This is a genomic window from Brachybacterium sp. HMSC06H03, assembly GCF_001807385.1.
Classification (GTDB): Bacteria; Actinomycetota; Actinomycetes; order Actinomycetales; family Dermabacteraceae; genus Brachybacterium; species Brachybacterium conglomeratum.
In genome coordinates this window covers 1-20,717 of the sequence record NZ_KV788955.1, presented here as the reverse complement: position 1 = coordinate 20,717, position 20,717 = coordinate 1, and the positions used below count along the sequence as shown (strand labels likewise).

18 protein-coding genes are annotated in these 20,717 nt (G+C 72.4%); 8 read left to right on the top strand and 10 right to left on the bottom strand.

Translation table 11 applies throughout. The features are described 5' to 3' along the window. The coding region (locus HMPREF3159_RS15845; protein WP_371441716.1) for a hypothetical protein at window positions 1–1,059 on the top strand (1,059 nt) is incomplete at its 5' end. A gap of 127 nt (window positions 1,060–1,186) precedes the next feature. Here the strand turns inward: HMPREF3159_RS15845 and HMPREF3159_RS15840 are convergent. Both HMPREF3159_RS15840 and HMPREF3159_RS15835 read right to left on the bottom strand, forming a co-directional pair. Next, window positions 1,187–2,251: an Rv2578c family radical SAM protein gene (locus HMPREF3159_RS15840; protein WP_070502168.1), complete on the bottom strand. Its 1,065-nt coding sequence runs from the start codon at window positions 2,249–2,251 to the stop codon at window positions 1,187–1,189. Window positions 2,252–2,305: 54 nt separating this feature from the next. Continuing rightward, window positions 2,306–4,345, bottom strand: coding sequence for a S9 family peptidase (locus HMPREF3159_RS15835; RefSeq protein WP_070502167.1), 2,040 nt, complete (start codon window positions 4,343–4,345; stop codon window positions 2,306–2,308). 221 nt (window positions 4,346–4,566) lie between these two features. Between HMPREF3159_RS15835 and HMPREF3159_RS15830 the strand changes: the two genes are divergently transcribed. The 6 genes from HMPREF3159_RS15830 to HMPREF3159_RS15805 all read left to right on the top strand — a co-directional run bounded on the left by HMPREF3159_RS15830 (window position 4,567) and on the right by HMPREF3159_RS15805 (window position 9,592). After that, window positions 4,567–5,733, top strand: a complete 1,167-nt coding sequence (locus tag HMPREF3159_RS15830) for an LLM class flavin-dependent oxidoreductase (RefSeq protein ID WP_070502166.1) — start codon at window positions 4,567–4,569, stop codon at window positions 5,731–5,733. Continuing rightward, entirely contained in the window at window positions 5,730–6,470 is a 741-nt protein-coding gene (locus HMPREF3159_RS15825; RefSeq protein WP_070502165.1) for a CE1759 family FMN reductase, read from the top strand. Before HMPREF3159_RS15830 ends, HMPREF3159_RS15825 begins: the two co-directional genes overlap by 4 nt. A gap of 299 nt (window positions 6,471–6,769) precedes the next feature. Beyond that, the gene (locus tag HMPREF3159_RS15820) at window positions 6,770–7,528 is read left to right on the top strand and encodes a sugar phosphate isomerase/epimerase family protein (RefSeq protein WP_070502164.1); all 759 of its coding nucleotides are present in this window, start codon (window positions 6,770–6,772) and stop codon (window positions 7,526–7,528) included. Between the two features lie 169 nt (window positions 7,529–7,697). After that, a complete protein-coding gene (locus HMPREF3159_RS15815) occupies window positions 7,698–8,855 on the top strand; it encodes a LacI family DNA-binding transcriptional regulator (RefSeq protein WP_070502163.1) in 1,158 nt (385 codons plus the stop codon). A gap of 93 nt (window positions 8,856–8,948) precedes the next feature. After that, on the top strand, window positions 8,949–9,176 hold the full coding sequence (locus HMPREF3159_RS15810) for a FitA-like ribbon-helix-helix domain-containing protein (RefSeq protein WP_070502162.1): 228 nt from the start codon (window positions 8,949–8,951) through the stop codon (window positions 9,174–9,176). Continuing rightward, window positions 9,173–9,592 (top strand): type II toxin-antitoxin system VapC family toxin, encoded by a 420-nt coding sequence (locus HMPREF3159_RS15805; RefSeq protein WP_246821657.1) that lies wholly within the window; start codon window positions 9,173–9,175, stop codon window positions 9,590–9,592. The genes HMPREF3159_RS15810 and HMPREF3159_RS15805 overlap by 4 nt, the downstream gene beginning before the upstream one ends. Window positions 9,593–9,630: 38 nt before the next feature. Here the strand turns inward: HMPREF3159_RS15805 and HMPREF3159_RS15800 are convergent, their stop codons facing one another. From HMPREF3159_RS15800 to HMPREF3159_RS15785, 4 genes are all read right to left on the bottom strand, one after another. After that, window positions 9,631–10,860 carry a multidrug effflux MFS transporter gene (locus HMPREF3159_RS15800; RefSeq protein WP_070502161.1) on the bottom strand — a complete coding sequence of 410 codons (1,230 nt, stop codon included), beginning with the start codon at window positions 10,858–10,860 and terminating at the stop codon, window positions 9,631–9,633. A gap of 121 nt (window positions 10,861–10,981) precedes the next feature. Beyond that, a complete protein-coding gene (locus HMPREF3159_RS15795) occupies window positions 10,982–11,863 on the bottom strand; it encodes a sugar phosphate isomerase/epimerase family protein (protein ID WP_070502160.1) in 882 nt (293 codons plus the stop codon). After that, window positions 11,860–13,182 (bottom strand): DUF993 family protein, encoded by a 1,323-nt coding sequence (locus HMPREF3159_RS15790; protein WP_070502159.1) that lies wholly within the window; start codon window positions 13,180–13,182, stop codon window positions 11,860–11,862. The genes HMPREF3159_RS15795 and HMPREF3159_RS15790 overlap by 4 nt, the downstream gene beginning before the upstream one ends. 5 nt (window positions 13,183–13,187) lie before the next feature. Beyond that, a complete protein-coding gene (locus HMPREF3159_RS15785; protein WP_070502158.1) occupies window positions 13,188–14,360 on the bottom strand; it encodes a Gfo/Idh/MocA family protein in 1,173 nt (390 codons plus the stop codon). Window positions 14,361–14,650: 290 nt separating this feature from the next. Here HMPREF3159_RS15785 and HMPREF3159_RS15780 point away from each other — a divergent pair, with 290 nt between their 5' ends. After that, entirely contained in the window at window positions 14,651–16,150 is a 1,500-nt protein-coding gene (locus tag HMPREF3159_RS15780) for a hypothetical protein (protein WP_070502157.1), read from the top strand. A gap of 27 nt (window positions 16,151–16,177) precedes the next feature. Here HMPREF3159_RS15780 and HMPREF3159_RS15775 read toward each other — a convergent pair whose 3' ends face one another. From HMPREF3159_RS15775 to HMPREF3159_RS15760, 4 genes are all read right to left on the bottom strand, one after another. Further along, on the bottom strand, window positions 16,178–17,035 hold the full coding sequence (locus HMPREF3159_RS15775; RefSeq protein ID WP_070502156.1) for a sugar phosphate isomerase/epimerase family protein: 858 nt from the start codon (window positions 17,033–17,035) through the stop codon (window positions 16,178–16,180). Window positions 17,036–17,201: 166 nt separating this feature from the next. Then, window positions 17,202–17,756 (bottom strand): hypothetical protein, encoded by a 555-nt coding sequence (locus HMPREF3159_RS15770; RefSeq protein WP_070502155.1) that lies wholly within the window; start codon window positions 17,754–17,756, stop codon window positions 17,202–17,204. A 432-nt stretch (window positions 17,757–18,188) separates the two neighbouring features. Beyond that, complete coding sequence (locus HMPREF3159_RS15765) at window positions 18,189–19,877, bottom strand: ribonuclease J (protein ID WP_141748268.1); 1,689 nt, start codon at window positions 19,875–19,877, stop codon at window positions 18,189–18,191. 385 nt (window positions 19,878–20,262) lie between these two features. Continuing rightward, window positions 20,263–20,717: acetylxylan esterase (locus HMPREF3159_RS15760; RefSeq protein WP_210388892.1), on the bottom strand; the 455-nt coding region annotated here is incomplete at its 5' end.

Here is a 20,717-nt window from a genome sequence, read left to right as displayed (position 1 = left end):
CCCGCCGCGCAGCCGCAGGGCTCCCCCTCGCAGGGAGCGCAGCCGGCCGACGGGAGTCCGTCGGCCTCCTCCCCCGCACCGCCCGGCGCCCCGCCGGGGATCGACGCGACCGGTCCTCGCCGGCGCGGACTGCTGGTGCCGGCGATCGCCGTCGGCTGCGCGCTGCTCCTGCTGCTGGGCGTGGGCGGCGGCCTGACCGCGGTGTGGCTCGGCAATCGCGACGCCGAGCCGACCCCCGCGGCGGAGTCCTCGAGCAGCTCCGCCCAGTCCGAGCCCGGCGTCTGGCAGCCGCTCGAGGAGGGGCAGGAGCCCACCGGCACCGCCGACGGCCTCGAGCAGGTCCTCACCGAGAACCCGCTGCAGGAGGCGACGCTGCAGGCCCCCGACGGCTGCGAGCTGCCGCCCACCGACGGCGGCGCACTCGCGCCGGAGGAGCTGACCGGCTATCTCGAGGCCGGGGCCTCCTGCCTCGAGTCCAGCTGGGGCGAGGCGCTCGGCGCGGCCGGCGTCGAGTTCACGGGCCCCGACGTCGTCGTCTACACCGTCGACGCGCTGCCCGAGGACTCGGCCTGCGATCCCGTGCGCTTCTCCGAGGCAACGCCCGTCGTGTGCCAGGCGGACAACACCCTGTACTGGCCCGCGGCCTGGGACCCCGGCTTCTCGAACACCGCTGCGGAGGAGGTGCCTCAGCTGTACATGTGGCACCTCTCCTACTCCTACGCGCTGTTCGCGATGAGCGCCGTCTCGCTGGACGACTACTTCGGGACGCTGCTGATCTCCCTGGCCGAGGAGCCGGAGCGCGCCGAGGAGTCACAGCGCCGGTACGCCCTGCAGGTCTCGTGCCTCGCCTCCGCGGCCGTCTATCGGATGCCCGAGGGCATCCGTCCCGCGGGCAGGGTGGAGGGCTTCGTGACCTCGGTCGATGCGCAGGCCGCGCCCGCGACCGCCGGGGAGCCGAGCGCCGAGGCCCGTGCGGTGTGGGTGGGGCAGGGGAAGGACAGCGGGGGCGTGCTGCGCAGCTGCGACACCTGGTCCGCCGCGCCTGACGCCGTCGCCTGAGTCGACCCGCCGGCCGGCGCCGCCGCTGCGGCGAGGGGTCCGTGGCAGTGCACAGTGCGGGCCGGGGCTTCGCGGCCGAGTGCGGAGCGGCGCGAGTTGCCTGGGCGCGCCGAGACGGGCGCCTCCGTCAGAACAGGGCCGGCTGCGGCATCGGGTCGAGGGCGGGCGGCAGTGAGGCGGGCCGGCGTGCGGACCCACGGGCGAGTCGTCGCTGCTCCGGCTGATCCTCGTCCTCCCGGGCGTCCAGGCCGTGACGCCGCAGCAGGGGCCGCAGGCGCCGGGACAGCTGGGCGCGGTAGCTCGCCGGGGCGTAGGAGGAGCTGCCGTAGAAGCGGCGGTACCCGGTGGCCAGGTGCGGGTGCTCGCGCTGGATCCACTCGAGGAACCACTCCTTCGCCCCCGGCCGCAGATGCAGCGCCCCGAACACGACGCGCGAGGCGCCCGCCTCGGCGATCCGGGCGAGGGCGTCGTCGAGCTGCGCGTCCCCGTCGGTCAGCCAGGGCATGATCGGCATCAGGAAGACGGTGACGGCGAAGCCGGCGTCGGCCGCGGCGCGCACGGTCGCGAGCCGCGCCGCGGTGGTGGGGGTGCCGGGCTCGACGGCCTTCTGGAGTTCGTCGTCGAACACCGCGATCGACATCGAGAGGTCCACGGGGACGCGCCGGGCGGCCTGCTCGAGCTGCGGCAGGTCACGGCGCAGCAGGGTGCCCTTGGTGAGGATCGACAGCGGCGTGCGCGACTCGGCGAGCGCGTCGATGATCCCGGGCATGAGCCGGTAGCGGCCCTCGGCCCGCTGGTACGGGTCGGTGTTGGTGCCGAGCGCGACGAGGTCCCCGTTCCAGGAACGACGGGCGAGCTCGGCCCGCAGCACCTCGGCGACGTTGACCTTCACGATCACCTGCTGATCGAAGTCCGCTCCCGCGTCGAGGTCGAGATAGCGGTGGGTGCTGCGCGCGAAGCAGTACACGCAGGCGTGGGAGCAGCCGCGATACGGGTTCACCGTCCACTCGAAGGGCATCGAGCTGGCGGCGGGCACGCGGTTCAGCGCGGACTTCGCGGTGACCTCGTGGAAGGTGACGCCCTGGAACTCGGGCGTGGTCACGCTGCGCACCAGGCCCGACAGGCCCAGCAGCGCGGGCGCGCCCGTCTGCCGCTCCGACCCCGGGCCGATCTCCTGTCCACTCCACCGCATGCCCGGTAGTCGAACACGCGTTCGAAGCGGCGTCAAGCGCGCAGGGCCGCCCGCTCAACCGAGGGTCGCGGGCCGCTCCCACTCCGTCCCGCGCACGTGCTCGTCGAGGAAGCCGAGGAAGGTCTCGTACCAGACCTGCGCGTTGCCGCGGCCCTGGATCCAGTGGCCCTCGTCGGGGAAGTACAGGTAGCGGTGGCGGCTGCGGCCCTGCGCGTCGCGCGGGGTGGCCGAGTACTCGTGGAGGTCGTGCCAGAGGGCGTGGCCCTGCGCGATCGGGACGCGGTAGTCCTTGTCGCCGTGGATGACGAGCATCGGCGTCACGATCTCGCCCACGAAGTCGCGCGGGTTGTAGCGCGCGTTCTGGGCGAGCATCGGCCGGTGCCAGGCGGCGTTGTCGGTGGTGCGGCCCATGGACTCGGTGTCCCACAGCGAGGCGTGGGTGACGATGCAGCGGAACCGGTCCCCGGCGTGCCCGGCGACCCAGTTGGCCATGTACCCGCCGTAGGAGCCGCCGGCGAAGGCGGTGCGGGCCTCGTCGATGCCCTCGCGCGCGATCGCCTGGTCGGTGAGCGCCATGATGTCGGTGAACGGGGCGCCGCCGAGCTCGTGCTGGCCGCGGTCGATCATGGACTGCCCGTAGCCGGTGGAGACCGCGGGGTCCGGCAGCAGCACCGCGTAGCCGGCGTCGACGAAGGGGCCGGGGTTCCAGCGGTAGGTCCAGGCGTTCCAGGAGCCCCAGGGACCGCCGTGGGCGAAGACGACCAGCGGGTGCGGCCCCTCGCCGTCGGGCATGCGCAGCCAGGCCCGCAGCTCCGTGCCGTCCTCGGCCTGCGCGGCGACCTCGGTGAGCGTGCCCGACTGGACGAGCGCGTCGGCCGGGTTCGGCAGCTCCTCGATCGCGCCGCTGCCGCGGTCGATCCGCACCGGGTGCGGGGCGACCCTGATGCCGGAGGCGGACGCGATGATCTCGCCGCCGGCGATCGAGAGGTCGGAGAAGGCGAGGTCCTGGCCGGGGCCGCCGGCGAGGCGGCGCGGCGCGGCATCGCTGACGCCACCGATCCAGACAGAGCCGCGACCGGTGTCGTCGGAGGCGGCGACCAGGGTGTTCTCGTCCAGCCAGACGGGATCGAACCAGTGGTCCAGCTCCGGCCAGACGGGGGCGGACTCTCCGGTGGCGAGGTCGAGCAGCTCGACACCTGCGTGGAGCGAGGCGGTCTGCGTCCAGTGGCGGTGGCGGCCGATGAGGACCCGGTCACCGGAGGGGCTGAACTCGCCGGGGCCGTACTCGACCTCGTCCGAGCCCTCGCGCAGCAGTCGCGGCGGCTGGGCGCCGACGAGGTCGAGGAGGTAGAGGTCGGTGACGGCGAGGCGGTCGTCGCGGGAGTCGGCCATGGCGACGAGGGCCTGCTCGCCGCTGCGGTCCGCGGCCCAGCCCTCGAGGCGTCCGGGCGGCATGGTGACGTGGCGGAAGTGGAGGACCTGGGTGGCGGCGTCCTCGTCCGCGTCGGCCCCGCCGGCCGAGGGCGCGGCGGTGCGCTCGGCGGCGGCGAGATCCTCGGGCAGGGCGGCGATGGCGAGGACAGGGCGGGTGGGGCCGAGGTCGTGGTCCCAGTACCGGGTCGGGAAGCCGGTGTGGAACGCGGCGCTGACCTTGGCCTTCTTCCGCGTCGCGGTGAGTTCGGCGTGCTCGGCCTCGTCGGCCGCGTGCGAGTGGACCTCGAGCTCGGTGACCAGGTGGCGTCCGGCGACGACGAGGCCGCCGAATCCACCGGGACGGTTCGCGAGCTCACGCGCCTCGCCCCGGGCGGGCAGGGCCCACAGCTGGGCGTCCTCGGATTCCTCTCCGCCCTCGCCCACGCGCTTCGCGGTGAAGTAGGTGGTGCCGTCCTCGGCGAGGGCCACGGCACCGACCGAGGCGCTTCCGCGAGTCAGAGGCACCAGGCGGTCCCCGTCGATCTCGACGAGGGAGCCGCGGTAGGAGGTGCCCTTCTGGTCGAGGCCTGACACCTTCGCCACGATCCTCCCTCCCTCGGTGGTCTCGAGGGCGGCCAGTCGGGTCGCGTCCAGCAGGGTCTCGATGCTCGTGGAGGTCATGGCTCGCCATCCTCGCATCTGCCCGTCGGCCGGTGGGCGCGAACGCGCAGATAGCGGGCTCGCCGAAGTCCGCGGGGCCGGCTCCGAGGCGACCGGAGTCACCCCCATGCTTGCCAGACCCACCCGAGATAGTTTAAAGTTGTAGCATCTTCTCGGCGGGTCCGGGCGGGACCCCGCCACTGCCCTCCCGGACGCCCGCGACGCACCTCAAGGAGCACACCATGCAGTTCGGAATCTTCACCATCGCCGACATCACCCCCGATCCCATGACCGGGAAGGTGCCCACCGAGAACGAGCGCCTGAAGAACATGATCGAGATGGGCAGGCTCGCCGAGCAGGTGGGCCTGGACGTCTTCGCGATCGGCGAGCACCACAACCCGCCCTTCGTCACCTCCTCCCCCACCACCACGCTCGCCTATCTCGGCGCGCAGACCGAGAGGATCATCCTCTCCACCGCGACCACGCTGATCACCACCAACGACCCGGTGAAGATCGCCGAGGACTACGCGATGCTGCAGCACCTCACCGGCGGCCGCGTGGACCTCGTGATGGGCCGCGGCAACACCGGCCCGGTCTACCCCTGGTTCGGGCAGGACATCCGCAAGGGCATCGAGATCGCGATCGAGAACTACGACCTGCTGCGCCGGCTGTGGACCGAGGACGTCGTGAACTGGGAGGGCCAGTTCCGCACCCCGCTGCAGCAGTTCACCTCCACCCCGCGCCCGCTGGACGGCGTGGCGCCCTTCGTGTGGCACGGCTCGATCCGCTCCCCGCAGATCGCCGAGCAGGCCGCGTACTACGGCGACGGCTTCCTGCACAACAACATCTTCTGGCCCATGAGCCACACGAAGCAGATGGTGCAGCTGTACCGCGAGCGCTACGAGCACTACGGCCACGGCAAGGCCCATCAGGCCTACGTGGGCCTCGGGGGCCAGGCGTTCATGCGCAAGAACTCCCAGGACGCGTGGAACGAGTTCCGCCCCTACTTCGACAACGCCCCCGTCTACGGCGGCGGCCCCTCGATGGAGGACTTCACCGCACAGACCCCGCTGACCGTCGGCTGCCCCGAGCAGGTCGTGGAGCGCTACCTGACCATGGCCGACCACGTCGGCGACTACCAGCGCCAGATGTTCCTCATGGACCACGCTGGCCTGCCGCAGAAGACGGTCCTGGAGCAGATCGAGCTGCTGGGCACCGAGGTGGTGCCGGTGCTGCGCCGCGAGCTCGAGGCCCGCAAGCCGGCCGACGTGCCCGAGGCGCCCACCCACGCCGCCCGGGTCGCCGCCGCGGAGGCGGAGCACGGCGCCTTCGACGACAGCTACAAGTTCGAGACCGGCGACAACTGGACCGGCCTGCGCGCCGAGGACGCGAAAGAGGCCCGCCGGTGACCGCCGCATCCACCGGCTACCGGGTCCTCGCCCTGAGCGCGGGGCTCTCCACCCCGAGCTCCACCCGCATGCTCGCCGATCAGCTGACCCGCGAGGCCGCCGCGGCCCTGGGCGCGGACGGGGCCGAGGTCGAGGTGAGCACCGTGGAGCTGCGCGAGTACGCCCACGACATCACCGACGCCCTGCTCACCCGCTTCCCCAGCGAGCGCCTCGCCCTGGTGATCGAGCAGGTGCGCGCGGCCGACGCGGTGATCGCGGTGACGCCGGTCTTCAACGTCGGCCCCTCGGGGCTGTTCAAGCTGTTCTTCGACGCGCTGGACATCGAGCTGTGGAAGGGCAGGCCTGTGCTGCTCGGCGCGACCGCGGGCACCGCCCGCCACTCCCTCGCGATCGACTACGCGATCCGGCCGATGTTCAGCTATCTGAAGTCCGAGGTGGTGCCGACGGTCGTGTTCGCGGCCCCGGCCGACTTCGGGGCCGACACCGAGGGGCAGGCCGACGAGCAGCCGCTCGCCGCCCGGGTGCGCCGCGCCGCGAGCGAGCTCGCGACCATGGTGCGCGCACGCACGGGCGAGGTCGCTGCGGCGGCCGAGGCGTCCGCCGATGCGGGCGAGGACGGCCCGACGGCCGAGGAATCCGATGGCATCGCGACCACCGACACCGCGGGAGGCGGCTCGAGACTCGACCCCGAGTTCACGGACTTCGTGCCGATGGCGACGCTGCTCGGGAAGGGCTGACGGCCGCGCCATCCCTCAGTTCCGGCCGCGCCACCGCATTGGGGGTGTCTGTCGCGAAACCACGTACATGATGTACATGATGTACGGCCTTTCCGGCGAGGACAGGCACCTCCGGGCCCAGCTACGCCTTCGACCGCCAGCACCATCGAGCCCCGGCACCATCGCGCGACAGCTCGACCGACGGCAGCCCCGCAGAGCGCCGCCCGCCCGCGCGTCGGCCTGCGATAGCCTGCTCGTGACCGCTTTCCCGCAATGTCGCGATCGGAGGGATCCGCATCATCCGCCCGGGCCTGTGCTCCGTGACCTTCCGCGAGCTCGCGGTCGAGGACGTGGTGCACCACGCCGCGGCCGCGGGCCTCGAGGGGATCGAATGGGCGGGGGACGCGCACGTCCCGCCGGGTGATCTCGACGCCGCGACGCACGCCCTCACGCTCACCGAGGCGGCCGGGCTCGTCGTCACCTCCTACGGCTCCTATCTGTCGTTCGTCGGCTCCGACGCGGAGGTGCACGCGCAGGGCGGGGCGGTGATCGCGGCGGCCCGCGCCCTCGGCGTGCCGCGCGTGCGGGTGTGGGCGACCCGCACCGGCTCGGCGGAGACCTCCGCCGAGGAGCGCGCTCGGACCGTCGGCCGGATCCAGCGCTTCGCCGACCGCGCGGCCGAGCACGGCCTGGAGGTCGGGCTCGAGTTCCACGGCGGCACCCTCACCGACGAGATCGGCTCGACCCTGCGCCTGCTCGACGAGGTGGGGCGCGCGAACGTGCTCACCTACTGGCAGCCCCACCAGGACATGCCCACCCAGGAGGCGCTGGACACGCTGCGCGCGGCCCTGCCCCGCACGTCCTCGATCCACGTCTTCTCCTGGTGGCCCCGCAGCGAGCGCCTGCCGCTGGCGGAGCGCTCCGACCTGTGGGAGTCGGCCTTCGCGATCCTCGCGGAGAACGGCACGGACCGCGATGCGCTGCTCGAGTTCATCCCGGGCGACGACCCGGCGCTGCTCCAGCGCGAGGCGGACACGCTGCGCACCCTGATCACCGCCGGCGAGGAGCTCGCCCGGTGAGAGCGCTCCCGGTCCCGCGCGCGACCGGAGCGAGATCACGGCCACGATCCTCCCCGTGACGCCCTCACGGCCGTGGCCGGATCGTTATGCTGACCCTCTCGGGACAGCGTTTCCCGGCCGTCCCGTCGGACCACCCCGGTGCGCCCGCCCCCTGGATGAAGGAGACCCGATGCCCGCCGTGCGCCTCAGCGACGTCGCCAAGGATGCGGGCGTCTCGCTCGCCACCGCCTCCCGGGTCCTCAACGGCTCGGCCCGCGTGCCCGGCAAGGAGGTCGCCGAGCGTGTGCGTGCCTCCGCGGACCGCCTCGGCTACGTCCCCAACGCACAGGCGCAGGCCTTGGCCCGCTCCCGCTCCGGCCTGATCGGCCTGGTCGTGCACGACATCACCGACCCGTACTTCGCGACGATCGCGCGCGAGGTCCAGCAGCAGGTCTTCGCCTCGCAGTCCCAGGTGCTGCTCACCCAGACCGGCCGTCGGATCGACACCGAGGTGCGTGCGCTGCGCTCCCTGCTCGCCCAGCAGGTCGACGCGCTCGTGCTCGTCGGCTCGCACCGCTACGGCACCGAGGACGACACCGCGATCAGCACGCTGCTGGAGGGCTTCGAGCGCAACGGCGGGAAGGTGGTGGGGCTCGGACAGTCCCTCGGCGTGGGCAGGACGATCGTCGCCGACGATGCCGGGGCCGCGCACGAGCTCGCCACCGCCCTGGTCGTCGAGGGGCACCGGCGCTTCGCCGTCGTCGAGGGCATCGCGGGGATCCCCTCGGCCGGCGAGCGCACCGGCGGCTTCGTCGCGGGGCTCACCGAGGCGGGGATCGAGCCCGAGCTGAGCATCGCCGCGGACCTCACCCGCGACGGCGGGGTCGAGGCCGCCGCCCGGATCGCCGAGCACCTCGAGGACTCCTCCGACGCCGGCTCCGAGCCGCTGTGCCTGTTCGCCCCGGCCGACGTCATGGCCCTCGGCGCGCTCGGCGAGCTGCACCGTCGCGGCCTGGACGTACCGGGTCGGGTCGCGGTCGCGGGCTACGGCGGAGTCGTCGCCGCGGCCGACGCGAACCCGGCGCTGACCACCATCGAGCTGCCGCTGTCCCAGATGGCCGGACGGGTCGTGGAGTGGGTGCTCGAGGGCACCCCGGCGGCGAGCCGGGCGGCCGACGAGCAGGCCGGGGACGGGAACACGGCTGGCGAGGGCGCGGCGGGCGCCGCGGACTCAGGGGCGGCCGACGACGACCCGACGGGTGGGCGCGTCGCAGATGCCGCGGCACGCGAGGCGCACGTGCGCGGCGAGGTGCAGCTGCGCGAGTCGACGGCGCTCGCGGCCCACTGACGAGTGCCCTCGCCGTGGGCAGGCTCAGGCACACCCGCACGAACCGGTGGCGCTCCGCGACCCACTCTGCTAGCAGACTGCTAGCATTGCTCCATGTCGACTCTGTACATCCGGGACGTCCCTGAGGAAGTCGCCGCCGAGCTGAAGCTGCGCGCGGCGCGCTCCGGCACCTCCCTGTCCGCGTATGTCAACCAGGAGCTCGCCCGGATCGCCGCATCGCCGAGCAACGCCGACCTCCTCCGCTCCCTGCGCGAGGAGCCTCGGGCATCCGCGCCGACCCGCAGCGAGATCCTCGACGCGCTGCGGGACTCGCGCCGGTGATCGTCGTGGACGCGCAGGTGGTCGTCGTGGACGCGTCGGCGATGGTCGAGGCCCTGGTCGGCGATGCGCCGCCGCCGGAGCTGATATCCGTGCTGGGCGAGGCGACGCTGGCCGCCCCGCATCTGCTCGATGTCGAGATCGTGTCGGTGCTGCGAGGCCTGGAGCGGGGACGGCGCATCATGCCCGAGGACGCCCACGCCGCCCTGAGGACCTATTTCTCGATGTCGATCACGCGCTATGGGACCGCGCTGCTGGCGGAGCGGATCTGGGATCTGCGCCATCGCTGCACCGCCTACGACGCGGGGTACCTCGCCCTCGCCGAGCTGCTGGGAGCCCCGCTCGTGACAGCCGACGAGAAGCTGACCGCCGCCGGGTCGGAGGCGGACATCGTACTGCTCGACTCCCTGGCTCCGTAGCCGGGTTCCACCGCCCGCGACGGAGAGGCGCCGCGACGTCAGGTCGCCGTCGCCTGGACCGGGGCGGGTCGACGTCGCAGCGTCAGCAGCGCGGCCGCGGCGGCGAGGACCGCGGTGCCGGTGGTGATCACGCCCAGCGGCAGGATGCTCAGCGAGCCCGCGATCCCGACGAACGGGGCGGCCAGGCCCCCGAAGCCGTAGCGGACGGTACCGAGGATCGAGCTCGCGGTGCCGGCCATCTGCGGGTACTCGGCCAGGGCGAGCGTGGTCGCGCCCGGGGAGCAGAACTGGGCGCCGGAGGCCAGCAGGAACAGTGAGGCGATCACCGCCGCGAGCGGCATCGGCACCAGTCCCGCCAGCAGCAGGCCGAGGCAGCCCGCGCCGGTCAGCGCGATGCCGAGGAAGAGAGCGCCGTGCACGCTCCACCGCTCGGCGATGCGGCCGCCCAACCATCCGAAGAACACTCCTCCGGCGGAGTTCAGCGCGAACGCCGCCGCGTACCATTGCGGGGACAGGCCGTAGATCTCCTGGAGCACGAAGGTGGAGCCCGCGAGATAGGAGAAGATCGCCGCGAACACGAACCCCTGGGAGAGCACGGCTCCGACGAACACCCGGTCCGCGACCAGCACGCGCAGCGCGGCGCCGGTGCGTCGCATGCCGCCCGCGGTGCGCCGCTCGATCGGGTGCGTCTCGGTGAACAGCCGCGCCGACATCACCAGCAGCACCAGTCCCACGAGCGCGAGGAAGCCGAACAGCCCGCGCCAGTCCACGACCGTGTTCAGCAGGCCGCCGATCATGGGGCCGAGGATCGCGGCGGTCGGCCCGGCCACCGCGAGCCGGCCGTAGAACCGGATCAGCTCGCGGCCGTCGAAGATGTCGCGGCCCGCGGCCTGGGCGATCACGATGCCGACGCCTCCGGCCAGCCCCTGCACGAAGCGCGCGGCGACGAGCACCTCGATGCTGGGGCTGAGCGCGCACAGCGTCGAGGTCAGCACATAGGCGCTCACCCCGGTGAGCAGCACGCGGCGCCGTCCGTGCTGGTCGGAGACGGGACCGGCGAGCAGCTGCCCGGCGGCGAGGCCCAGCAGGCAGGCGGTCACGGTGAGCTGGGCGATCGAGGTGGTGGCCTCGAGCTCCCGGGTCAGCGCGGGCAGCGCCGGGAGGTAGAGGTCCATAGAGATGGGGCCGAAGACCGTCAGCAGCAGCAGGATCCAGGGCAGGGCCCGGGAGACGGCCGGCGCGGACGGCGCGGGACGGGTGGTGGTCACGGCAGGCGGGGACCTTCCTCGCGCAGGGGGTGGAGACGGATCGAGTCCACCACCCCCTCCCGGCGCGAGCCAGGCCCTGGCAGGGCACCCCGGCGGCGACAGGGGCCCGCAGCCCGGTGCCTCACGCGTAGGGCAGCACGAGCTCCTGGTACCGCTCAGCGATGATCCGCGCCGACTCCTCGGCGGGGGTCGCCCAGACGTCCTCGTTGAAGATCTCCACCTCGATGTCGCCGGTGAAGCCGGCGGTCTTGATCATGCGGGTGATCGAGGGGAAGTCGATGAACCCGTCGCCCATGTAGCCGCGGGAGTGCAGCGGCTCGGCGGCGAGCGGCAGGTTCCAGTCGCACACCTGGTAGGCGAGCAGACGATCCGAGGCCGCGGCGCGCTGGACGGCGCGCTCGAGGTACGGGTCCCACCACACGTGGTAGGTGTCCACGACGACGCCGACGGCGGAGCTGCCGGAGGCTTCGGCGACGTCGAGGGCCTGATCGATGGTGGAGAGCACCGCCCGGTCGGCGGCGAACATCGGGTGCATCGGCTCGAGGGAGAGGGTGACCCCGCGGTGCTCGGCGTAGGGGGCGAGCTCGGCGATCGCCTCCGTGACCCGGCCGCGGGCGCCGACGATGTCCTTGTCGGCGCGGTCCACCCCGCCGACGACCATGACCAGGGTGGGGGCGCCCAGCATCGCGGTCTCGTCGATGGCCCGACGGTTGTCCTCCAGCGCCGCGGCCCGGTCCGCCTCGGCGGAGGCGGTGAGGAACCCGCCGCGGCACAGGGAGCTGACACGCAGCCCGGCATCGTCCACGCGGCGGCGCAGCGCGTCCAGGCCCACCTCGGCGACGTCCTGGCGCCACAGGCCCACGGCGCCGATGCCGCGCGAGACGGTCGCCTCGAGGAACTCCTGCACCGGTGTGGTGCGGAAGGTCCAGCGGTTCAGGGACAGGCGCGGCACCGTGGCGGCCTCGCTGGTCACGCTCGTCGGGGTGCTGGTCTGCGTGGTCATGCGAGGTCTCCTGTCAGGGCGGGGGCCAGGTCGTCGAGTGCGGCGCGGTCGTGCGACGCCGACGGAGCCTCGATCTCGTAGCCGGCCAGTCGCAGCATCGCGTGCCAGCGCTCGGCGGCCAGCGCCGGGTCCTCGAGGTTGCCGGTGGCGGCGGCGAGCTCGATGGTGCGCGAGAGGTGCGGGAGGCTGCGGGCGGAGTGCATGCCGCCCACCATGGTGAACGCCTGCTGGTGGCCGTTCAGCCAGGCCAGGAACGCGACCCCGGTCTTGTAGTGGTAGGTCGGGGCGGAGAAGACGTGCCGCCCCAGCTGCTCGGCGGCGTCCAGGATGCGCCGCGCCTCGTCCACGTCGCCGCGGTCCAGCGCCTGCACGGCGGCGGAGGCGGCGGGAGCGGTCGCGGCGAAGGCGCCGAGCAGCGCGTCGGAGTACTCCCCACGGACCTGCTGCTCGTCGGCCCCGGTCGTCACGGCGCCGTCGCCGACGATGAGGTGGGAGAAGTGGAAGTCGTCCCCGGTCAGCATGCGCACGCCCTCCGGCAGGCGCTCGCGCACGGCGATCTCGGCGGCGTCGTCCAGCAGGCTCATCTTGACGCCGCGGATCCTCGTCGTGTCCGCCTCGATGATGCGGAGGAGGGTGTCCGCCCCGACGGCGGGGTCGTCGCTGCCGAAGTATCCGCCCAGCTGCGGGTCGAAGACGGTGCCGAGCCAGTGGAGGACCACCGGGGCACTCGCCTCGGCGAGGACGCGGCGGTAGACCTCCTCGTAGTCCGCGGCGGAGCGCGCGGTGCGGGCGAGGTGGCGGGAGGCCATGAGCACGGCGCCGGCGCCGGCTTGCTCGGTCGCGCGGAGCTGCTCGACGTACGCCTCGACGATCTCGTCGAGGCTGAGGTCCTGCTCAGTGCGCTGATCGGTGTTGACACCGGCGACGACGAGGTCGCTCACCGTGGCCCCGGCGGGGAACACGGCGGAGATCTCCGGGTCCTCGAGCGCGGCGCGGGCGGCGTCGGCGGTGCGGGAGATCAGCTCGCGGGTCGCGGCGGGGTCCAGGCCCATGCCGCGCTGGGCGGTGTCCATCGCGTCGGCCACGCCGAGCCCGCGCGACCACATGGTGCGACGGAAGGCGAGGGTCGCATCCCAGTCGATCCGGGCAGGGGCGCCGGGGGTGTTGTCTCCGTGGACCAGCGGGACCACGTGCACCGCCGCGTACACCACGCGGGAGCGCAGCGGCGCGGTGGGGCGGGCGAAGGCGGGGGCCTCGGCGAGCGGGATGCGGCGCAGGGCGCCGTCCTCGCCGAGGAGGGTCAGCTGCAGGTCGCTCATGTCTCTCACACCTCCGTCAGCGGGTCGAGGGAGATGCGGCGACCCTCCGCCGAGCTGGCGAGGCCGGTCTCGGCGAGCCGCACGCCGCGCGCGCCGGAGAGGAAGTCGTACGGATAGTCGGAACCCTCCTCAGCGCCTGCCACATGGCGCAGGAAGTCCTCCCACTGCACCTTGAAGCCGTTGTCGAAGCCGTCGGGCCCGGCGTTGTCGGGGACCTCGATCCAGTCGTCGTAGTAGTTGTGGGGATCCTTGACGTCGGGGTTCCACACGGGCTTCGGGGTCGCCTCGCGCGGCTGGATGTGCGCGCCGTGGAGGCCCACGACGGCGGAGCCCTTGGTGCCGTCGACCTGGAACTCGACCAGCTCGTCGCGGTGGACGCGCACGTCCCAGCTGGAGTTCATCTGCACGACGGTGCCGCCCTCGAGGCGGAAGACGCCGTAGGCGGCGTCGTCGGCGGTGGCGGTGTACTCCTGACCCTGCTCGTCCCAGCGCGTCCCGATGTGGGTGGCGGTCTGGGCGTAGACGTCCTCGATGCGGCCGAAGAGCTCCTCGATGACGTAGTTCCAGTGCGGGAACATGTCCGCGACGATGCCGCCGCCGTCCTCGGAGCGGTAGTTCCAGGAGGGGCGCTGGGCGCTCTGCCAGTCGCCCTCGTAGACCCAGTAGCCGAACTCGCCGCGCACGGAGAGGATCTCGCCGAAGAAGCCGGAGTCGATCAGGCGGCGCAGCTTGAGCAGGCCGGGGAGGTAGAGCTTGTCGTGGACGACGCCGTTCACGACCCCGGCCTCCTTCGCCAGGCGGGCGAGCTCGAGCGCGTCCTCGAAGGACTCGGCGGTGGGCTTCTCGGTGTAGATCGCCTTGCCGGCGGAGATCGCCTTCTTCAGGTTCGCCACTCGCAGGTTCGTCACCAGCGCATCGAAGTAGACCTCGTAGTCCGGGTTCGCGAGCGCCTCGTCGACGTCGGTGGTCCAGTTCTTCAGTCCGTGGCGTTCGGCGATCGTGCGCAGCTTCTCCTCGTTGCGGCCGACGAGCAGCAGGTCCGGCATGAGCCGGTCGCCGCCCTCGAGCTCGACACCGCCCTGGTCGCGGATGGCGAGGAGGGAGCGGACCAGGTGCTGGCGGTAGCCCATGCGCCCGGTCGCGCCGTTGACGATGATGCCGATCCTGCGTTCTGCCATGTGACTGCTCTCCTTCGAGGTCCTTGGGCCGCACTCGCAACCCTGCGGCGGTAACCGCTTTCCATCTCGAATGATTAGACCACGGAGCCGCTCAGCCAGGCAAGCGCGTGCCGACCGCATCGGGTCCGCAGCGAGGAACGACGACCAGCCGGAGAGATCCGACACGGGGTTCTCCGTGCCATCCGCCCTTCCGCGGCTCTGACAGCATGGGCGCCATGCGACCGCACCAGCCCGGGCTCGACCCGTCCCGATCGCCGGCATGCGCCCACATCGCAGAGGAGGTCACCGCCGTGACAGCACGAGACCGACGACCGGCGAGCATCACCCGGCGAACGTTCGCGGGCGCGACGGTGCTCGCGCTCGCGGGAGGCCTCGCGGCCTGCACCGAGGGCGATCTCTCCGTCGAGCGCGTCGGGTCCCCCGAGACCACGGTGCTGCCGGGCGACGATCTCCCCGCGGCGTCCGCCGCCCTGAGCGCGGCACTCTTCACCTCCTCGGACGTCGCCGTCCTCGCCGACAAGGCCTCGCTCGAGGCGCTGCTGCCGAGGCTCGAGGACTTCCCCGCCCCGCTCCTGGCGGGCGTCGACCAGACGGTCGCCGACGAGATCGAGCGGCTCGGCGCCGGCACGCTCGTCGTCCCGGCGGGCATGGACCCCGGCGATCTCGGGGACGGGCGCGAGGTCGTCGAGATCGACCTCTCCGCCGAGAACCCCGACCTCCCGAAGGTCTCCGCCGGGGAGGCGACGACCGCCGTGACGCTGCTGGTCGACCCGGAGGCGGCCTCGCCCGCGCAGGCGCTCGCGAGCGCCGTGGTGACGGCCGCGGGCGGCTCCGTCGTCGAGACGCCCGGCGGGGACGTCGGCCGCAGCAGCGAGAGCGTCGCCGCGGCGAAGGAGGCGGCCGGCGAGGACGCCTCGGTGGGCGCACTCGCGCTCGGCGACTCCTTCGGAGACGCCTCGGCGCTGGTGGAGGCGATGGCACGGGCCGCGACGACGACCGAGCTGCCCGGCGGCGGCATCACCGCCTTCCCCGGCCGGCGCATGATCGCGGCCTACGGCTCCCCCGCCGTGCCCTCGCTCGGGATCCTCGGCGAGCAGGACCTCGAGCAGACCCTCGAGCGGGTGCAGGAGATGGTCGCTGAGTACGAGGGGCTCGCCGAGGAGCCGGTCGTCCCCGCGCTCGAGATCATCACGACGATCGCCTCCTCGGAGCCGGGCGGCGACGGGGACTTCTCCTCCGAGCTCGGCGTCGAGGGCCTGCGCGAGTGGGTCGATGCGGCGGGCGAGGCCGGGGTGTACGTGGTGCTGGACCTGCAGCCGGGCACCACCGACTTCCTCACCCAGGCGAAGCTCTACGAGGAGCTGCTGACCGCCCCGCACGTCGGCCTGGCGCTGGATGCCGAGTGGCGGCTGGAGCCGGGGCAGAAGCATCTCGAGCAGATCGGCTCGGTCACCGCGGCGGAGATCAACGAGGTCTCGACCTGGCTCGCGGATCTCACCGCGGAGCACGGCCTGCCGCAGAAGGTGCTGATCCTGCACCAGTTCAACCTCTCGATGATCTCGGACCGTCAGGACGTGGACACCTCCCGCCCCGAGCTCGCGATCACCCTGCACGCCGACGGGCACGGCACCCCCGAGGACAAGCTCGCCACCTGGAACGCCCTCCAGCAGGACCTGCCGGGCGGGATCTTCATGGCATGGAAGAACTTCCACGACGAGGACACCCCGATGTTCACCCCGGAGGAGACCTACGCCCTGGAGCCGCGCCCCTGGTTCGTCTCGTACCAGTAGCCACTGCGCCGGCCAGGCCGGGGCGGGTCAGGCGCCGGTGATCGCCCGGTCCAGGCGGGAGGAGATGTCGGCGAGGACCTCGTCGACGGGCTGCTCGGCGAGGCTCTTCATGAACGGCTCGACCTTCACGGGGCCGGTGTACCCGGCGGTGCGGATCGCGCCCATGAACCCGTCGAGGTCGATCACGCCCGTGTCGTAGGGCAGGCGGCGGTCGAGGTCCATCTGCTCGTCACGCGCCCGGTCCGGGCGGGCGTCGTTGATGTCGACGGAGACGATGTCGCAAGCGGCCAGGCCCGTGAGGTCCTCGGGGGTCTCCCCGGCGGTAAACCAGTGGTAGCTGTCGAGGATCAGGCCGATGTTGCTAGCGTCGGTCTCGGCGATGAGGGCGCGGGCGTCGGTGATGTCGTGGACGAAGGGGTGGCGTTCGGTGGACCAGAAGGTCTTCGGCCCGATGTACTCCAGTCCGAGCCGCAGCCCGTGGTCGGCGAGGATCTCGGAGACCAGCGACAGACGTCCGGCGTGCAGGCGCCAGTTCGCGGCATGGTCGAGGGTCTGGTGCATGGGGCGGATCCAGGTGCCGACGGCGGTGACCCCGGCGGCGGTGAGCAGCTCGAGGGCGTCGGGCAAGGAGCCGAGGGCGGCACGGAACTCCTCGGCCGGGGAGTCCAGCGCGATCGGGAGACCAGCCATCCCCCACTGCAGGCCCTTCGCCCGCAGGGCGTCACCGTGGGCGGAGACGGCCTCGAGGCCCCCGTCGGCCAGGAGGGTGCGGAAGTGCTCGGGGTCGGGGTCCACTCCCCCGAAGCCGTGCGCGAGCGCGAGATCGATGGCGGCGGTGTGGTCCAGGGGGAGCCCCAGCGCTCCGGGCGACAGGCAGGAGAACATTCTCGAAGCCTAGGGGCGGAACGTCGCCAGGCGGTGAGCTGGGCCACTTCGTCCACGGGGTGGGACGGCGGGTGCCGCGGTGCGTTCGGGCGCCGCCGCTCGGTCGGACGCCGCGGTGCGCTCAGCGCTCAGGCACCGCCTCGCGGTCAGATGACGCGGGGACCCCTCACCCCTCGGGGGCGCGCAGGGCGAGGACGGCGTCGGCCGGCCACACGTACTCGTCGTCGCAGCGAAAGCCCCGCAGCCAGGTGACGCCGTCGACGACACGCAGGTAGAAGCCCTTGGGGTAGTCGTGGTCCGGGCGGAGAGGTGCAGAGTGGACGTGCACGGCGCCGGTCGGCGCCCTCCCGGCGGAGAGGATCGAGTCCGGGGCCTGCCCCTGGTCCGTGATGGCGAGGCGGAGGTAAGGGCCGGTGTCCGGCGGTAGCGGGGCGAGACCCTGCGCCCGTGCCGCAGCGGAGATCTGCGGGAGGGCGCCGCCTGAGGCGAGGCCGAGCTGGTGGAGGCTGCGCTGCACGACCTCGAGCGTCTCCGGTGCGCGGGTGTCGAAGCACGAATCCTCGAGAAGCGTGCGCGCGCCGTCGTTCAGCTGGATGCCGAGCTTCGCGAGCCGCGCGTGCAGCTCCTCCCTGCTCGCCCCGCCGACCAGCAGCTGCAGCGGCGCCCGCGCGCCCGCAAGGCTCGGCTCGTCGCCGGCGCCGGATCCGCCGACGGCCGTCATCGCCCACCTCCAGAGCCGTGTTCGTCGTTGTCATCACCCGTCCCTCCGCTTGCCCCGCCCCGTCGGCCGGCACCGCCGTAGAGTCGCACACGACGAGGCTCGGTGGGCGCAAGCTGTTCAGCGGCGGGTCCAGGGCGGCGGGCAAGTACGGGCACGTGAAGCGGGTTCACTCAACCCGCCGTCACGCAACCTGTCGCGTTGAGGTGGCCGACGCACGGCTCGCGCGCGCATCACCGGGGCGCTCGACAACGATCCAGTGGCCCTCGAGGGGCTCCTCCATGTCGATCGAGTCATCACGTTCACCCGCAGCAACATCTGCCAGATCTGGATCGGCTGAGCCGACGGCCCCTCCAGCACCGCTGTGACGCGGGCCGGAGGGGCCATCGTGCGGGGCCGACGACGGACGTCGGCCGCGCCGGGATGGGCCGGGGCTCAGGAGTCGATGACCACGGCCATCACCGCGGGCTCGCGGCGGTAGGTGCGGCGCAGGTGATTGCTGACGGTGTCGACCACGATCTGCTCGATCTCGGCGATGTCGTCGATCTTGTCGGTCTTCGACTGCGCGAGCGCCTTCTCGACCTGGGCGGAGGCGCCCTCGAAGATCTTCTTGTCGTGGACGAAGCCCTTGGTGAGGAACTCGACCGGCTCGACCGGCTTGTGGGTCTTGGGGTCGATCAGCGCGACCACTGTGACCACGCCGCCGCCGGAGAGCATGCGGCGCTCGGCGAGGGTGTCCTCGGTGGCGGTGCCGATGGTCTGGCCGTCCACGTAGACGAGGCCCGCGTCGACCTTGCCGACGACCTTGATCTTCCCGTCCACGAGGTCCACGACCACGCCGTCGAAGCCGACGACCACGCGGTCCTCGGGCACACCGGTCTTCCGGGCGAGGTCGGCGTTGGCGTGCAGGTGCTTGGACTCGCCGTGCACCGGCAGCACGTTCTTCGGCCCCACGATGTTGTAGCAGTACACGAGCTCGCCGGCGCTCGCGTGACCGGAGACGTGCACCTTCGCGTTGCCCTTGTGGACGATGTTCGCGCCGAGGTCGATGAGCTTGTTGATGATCCCGTAGATCGCGTTCTCGTTGCCGGGGATCAGCGAGGAGGCCATCAGCACGGTGTCGCCCTCGCCCACCTGGATCTGGTGGTCGCCGTTGGCCATGCGCGCCAGCGCCGCCATCGGCTCGCCCTGGGAACCGGTGCAGATCAGGGTGATCTTGTGATCGGGCATCGACTGGATCTTGCGGAAGTCGACGACCAGGCCGCGCGGGATGGAGAGGTAGCCGAGCTCGCGCGCGATCTTCATGTTGCGCACCATCGAGCGGCCCACGAAGGCGACCTTGCGACCGTTGGCGTGGGCGGCATCGAGCACCTGCTGGATGCGGTGGACGTGGCTGGCGAAGCTCGAGACGATCACGCGCCGCGGCGAGGTCGCGAAGACCCGGTCGATCGCGGGGGTGAGGTCCCGCTCGCTCATCGTGAAGCCGGGGACCTCGGCGTTGGTCGAGTCGGTGAGGAACACGTCCACGCCCTCCTCGCCCAGGCGCGCGAAGGCGCGCAGGTCGGTGATGCGGCCGTCGAGCGGGAACTGGTCCATCTTGAAGTCGCCGGTGTGCAGCACGGTGCCGGCGGAGGTGCGGATGAACACCGCGAGGGAGTCCGGGATGGAGTGGTTCACCGCGACGAACTCGAGGTCGAAGGGCCCGGCCTTCTGGCGGTCCCCGGCCTTGACCTGCATGGTCTTCGGGGTGATGCGATGCTCCTTGAGCTTCGCGGTGACGAAGGCGAGGGTGAGCTCCGAGCCGTACAGCGGGATGTCGGCCCGCTCCTTGAGGAGGTACGGGACGCCGCCGATGTGGTCCTCGTGGCCGTGGGTGAGCACGATGCCGACGATGTCGTCGAGGCGGTCGCGGATCGAGGTGAAGTCCGGCAGGATCACGTCGATGCCGGGCTGGTGATCCTCGGGGAAGAGCACGCCGATGTCCACGATGAGCAGCTTGCCGTGGTGCTCGAACACGGTCATGTTGCGGCCGACCTCGCCGAGGCCGCCGAGCGGGGTGATGCGCAGGCCGTTCTTGGCCAGGCGAGGGGGAGCGGACAGCTTGTTGCGGGCAGCTACCTGCATAAGGGATTCACAATCGTCGAAGGAACAGGGACTGAGGTCTCGGGCGCCGCGCGCGTCCCCTCGTCGGGGTGCAGCGATCAGCACACGGTTCACCGTACGGCAGAAGAGGACATCTCCCCCACCCCTGGGCGCAAACACTCGATCTTGTCACTCTGACAGCGAGGAGGCGCGTGCGCGGCCGACGGACGAGGACTGCAGGGCCGACAGGCACGGGCGCGGTGATGGCGGCACGGCCGACGCGCGCCGGCGTGGCCGACGAACCCGAAGCCCGACGGCCGCGCGGGCGCGGATCAGGAAGCCTCGACCTCCCCACCCTCGAGCAGTGGCGGGACGCCACGTCGAGTCGCTCGTCATCCGTTTGGTTGACGAAGCTCGGCGTGCCTGCTCAGGAAGCGAGAATACGCTCGAGGAGAGCGTCGAGCGAGCGCTCGGCGCGGAAGGCGTGCCCGCCCGGGGTGACGACGAGCTCGGGCGGGACGGCACCCCGCGCCTCCCACACCGGTGGGAGAAGGGAGAAGGCCTCGCGGGTCGCGATGATCGGGAACAGGGGGTCCCGCTCCCCCGCCTCGATCACCAGCGGGCGCGGCGCGATGAGTGCGGCGATGTCCGCCATCTCGAGCTCGGGCAGCAGGCCGGGGACGATGTTGCAGGGGCAGTGCCGGATGGAGGCGATGCTCGCTGCGAAGCTGCAGAAGTAGGTCGCGACCAGCGCCGCGGTGATCGTCTCGTCGGCCGCGGCCAGCAGCAGGGCGACCGCCCCTCCCCCGGATCCGCCGGCGACGGCGACCCGCTGCGGGTCGACGCCCGGCAGGGCGCGCAGCGCCTGGACGGCGGCGCGGG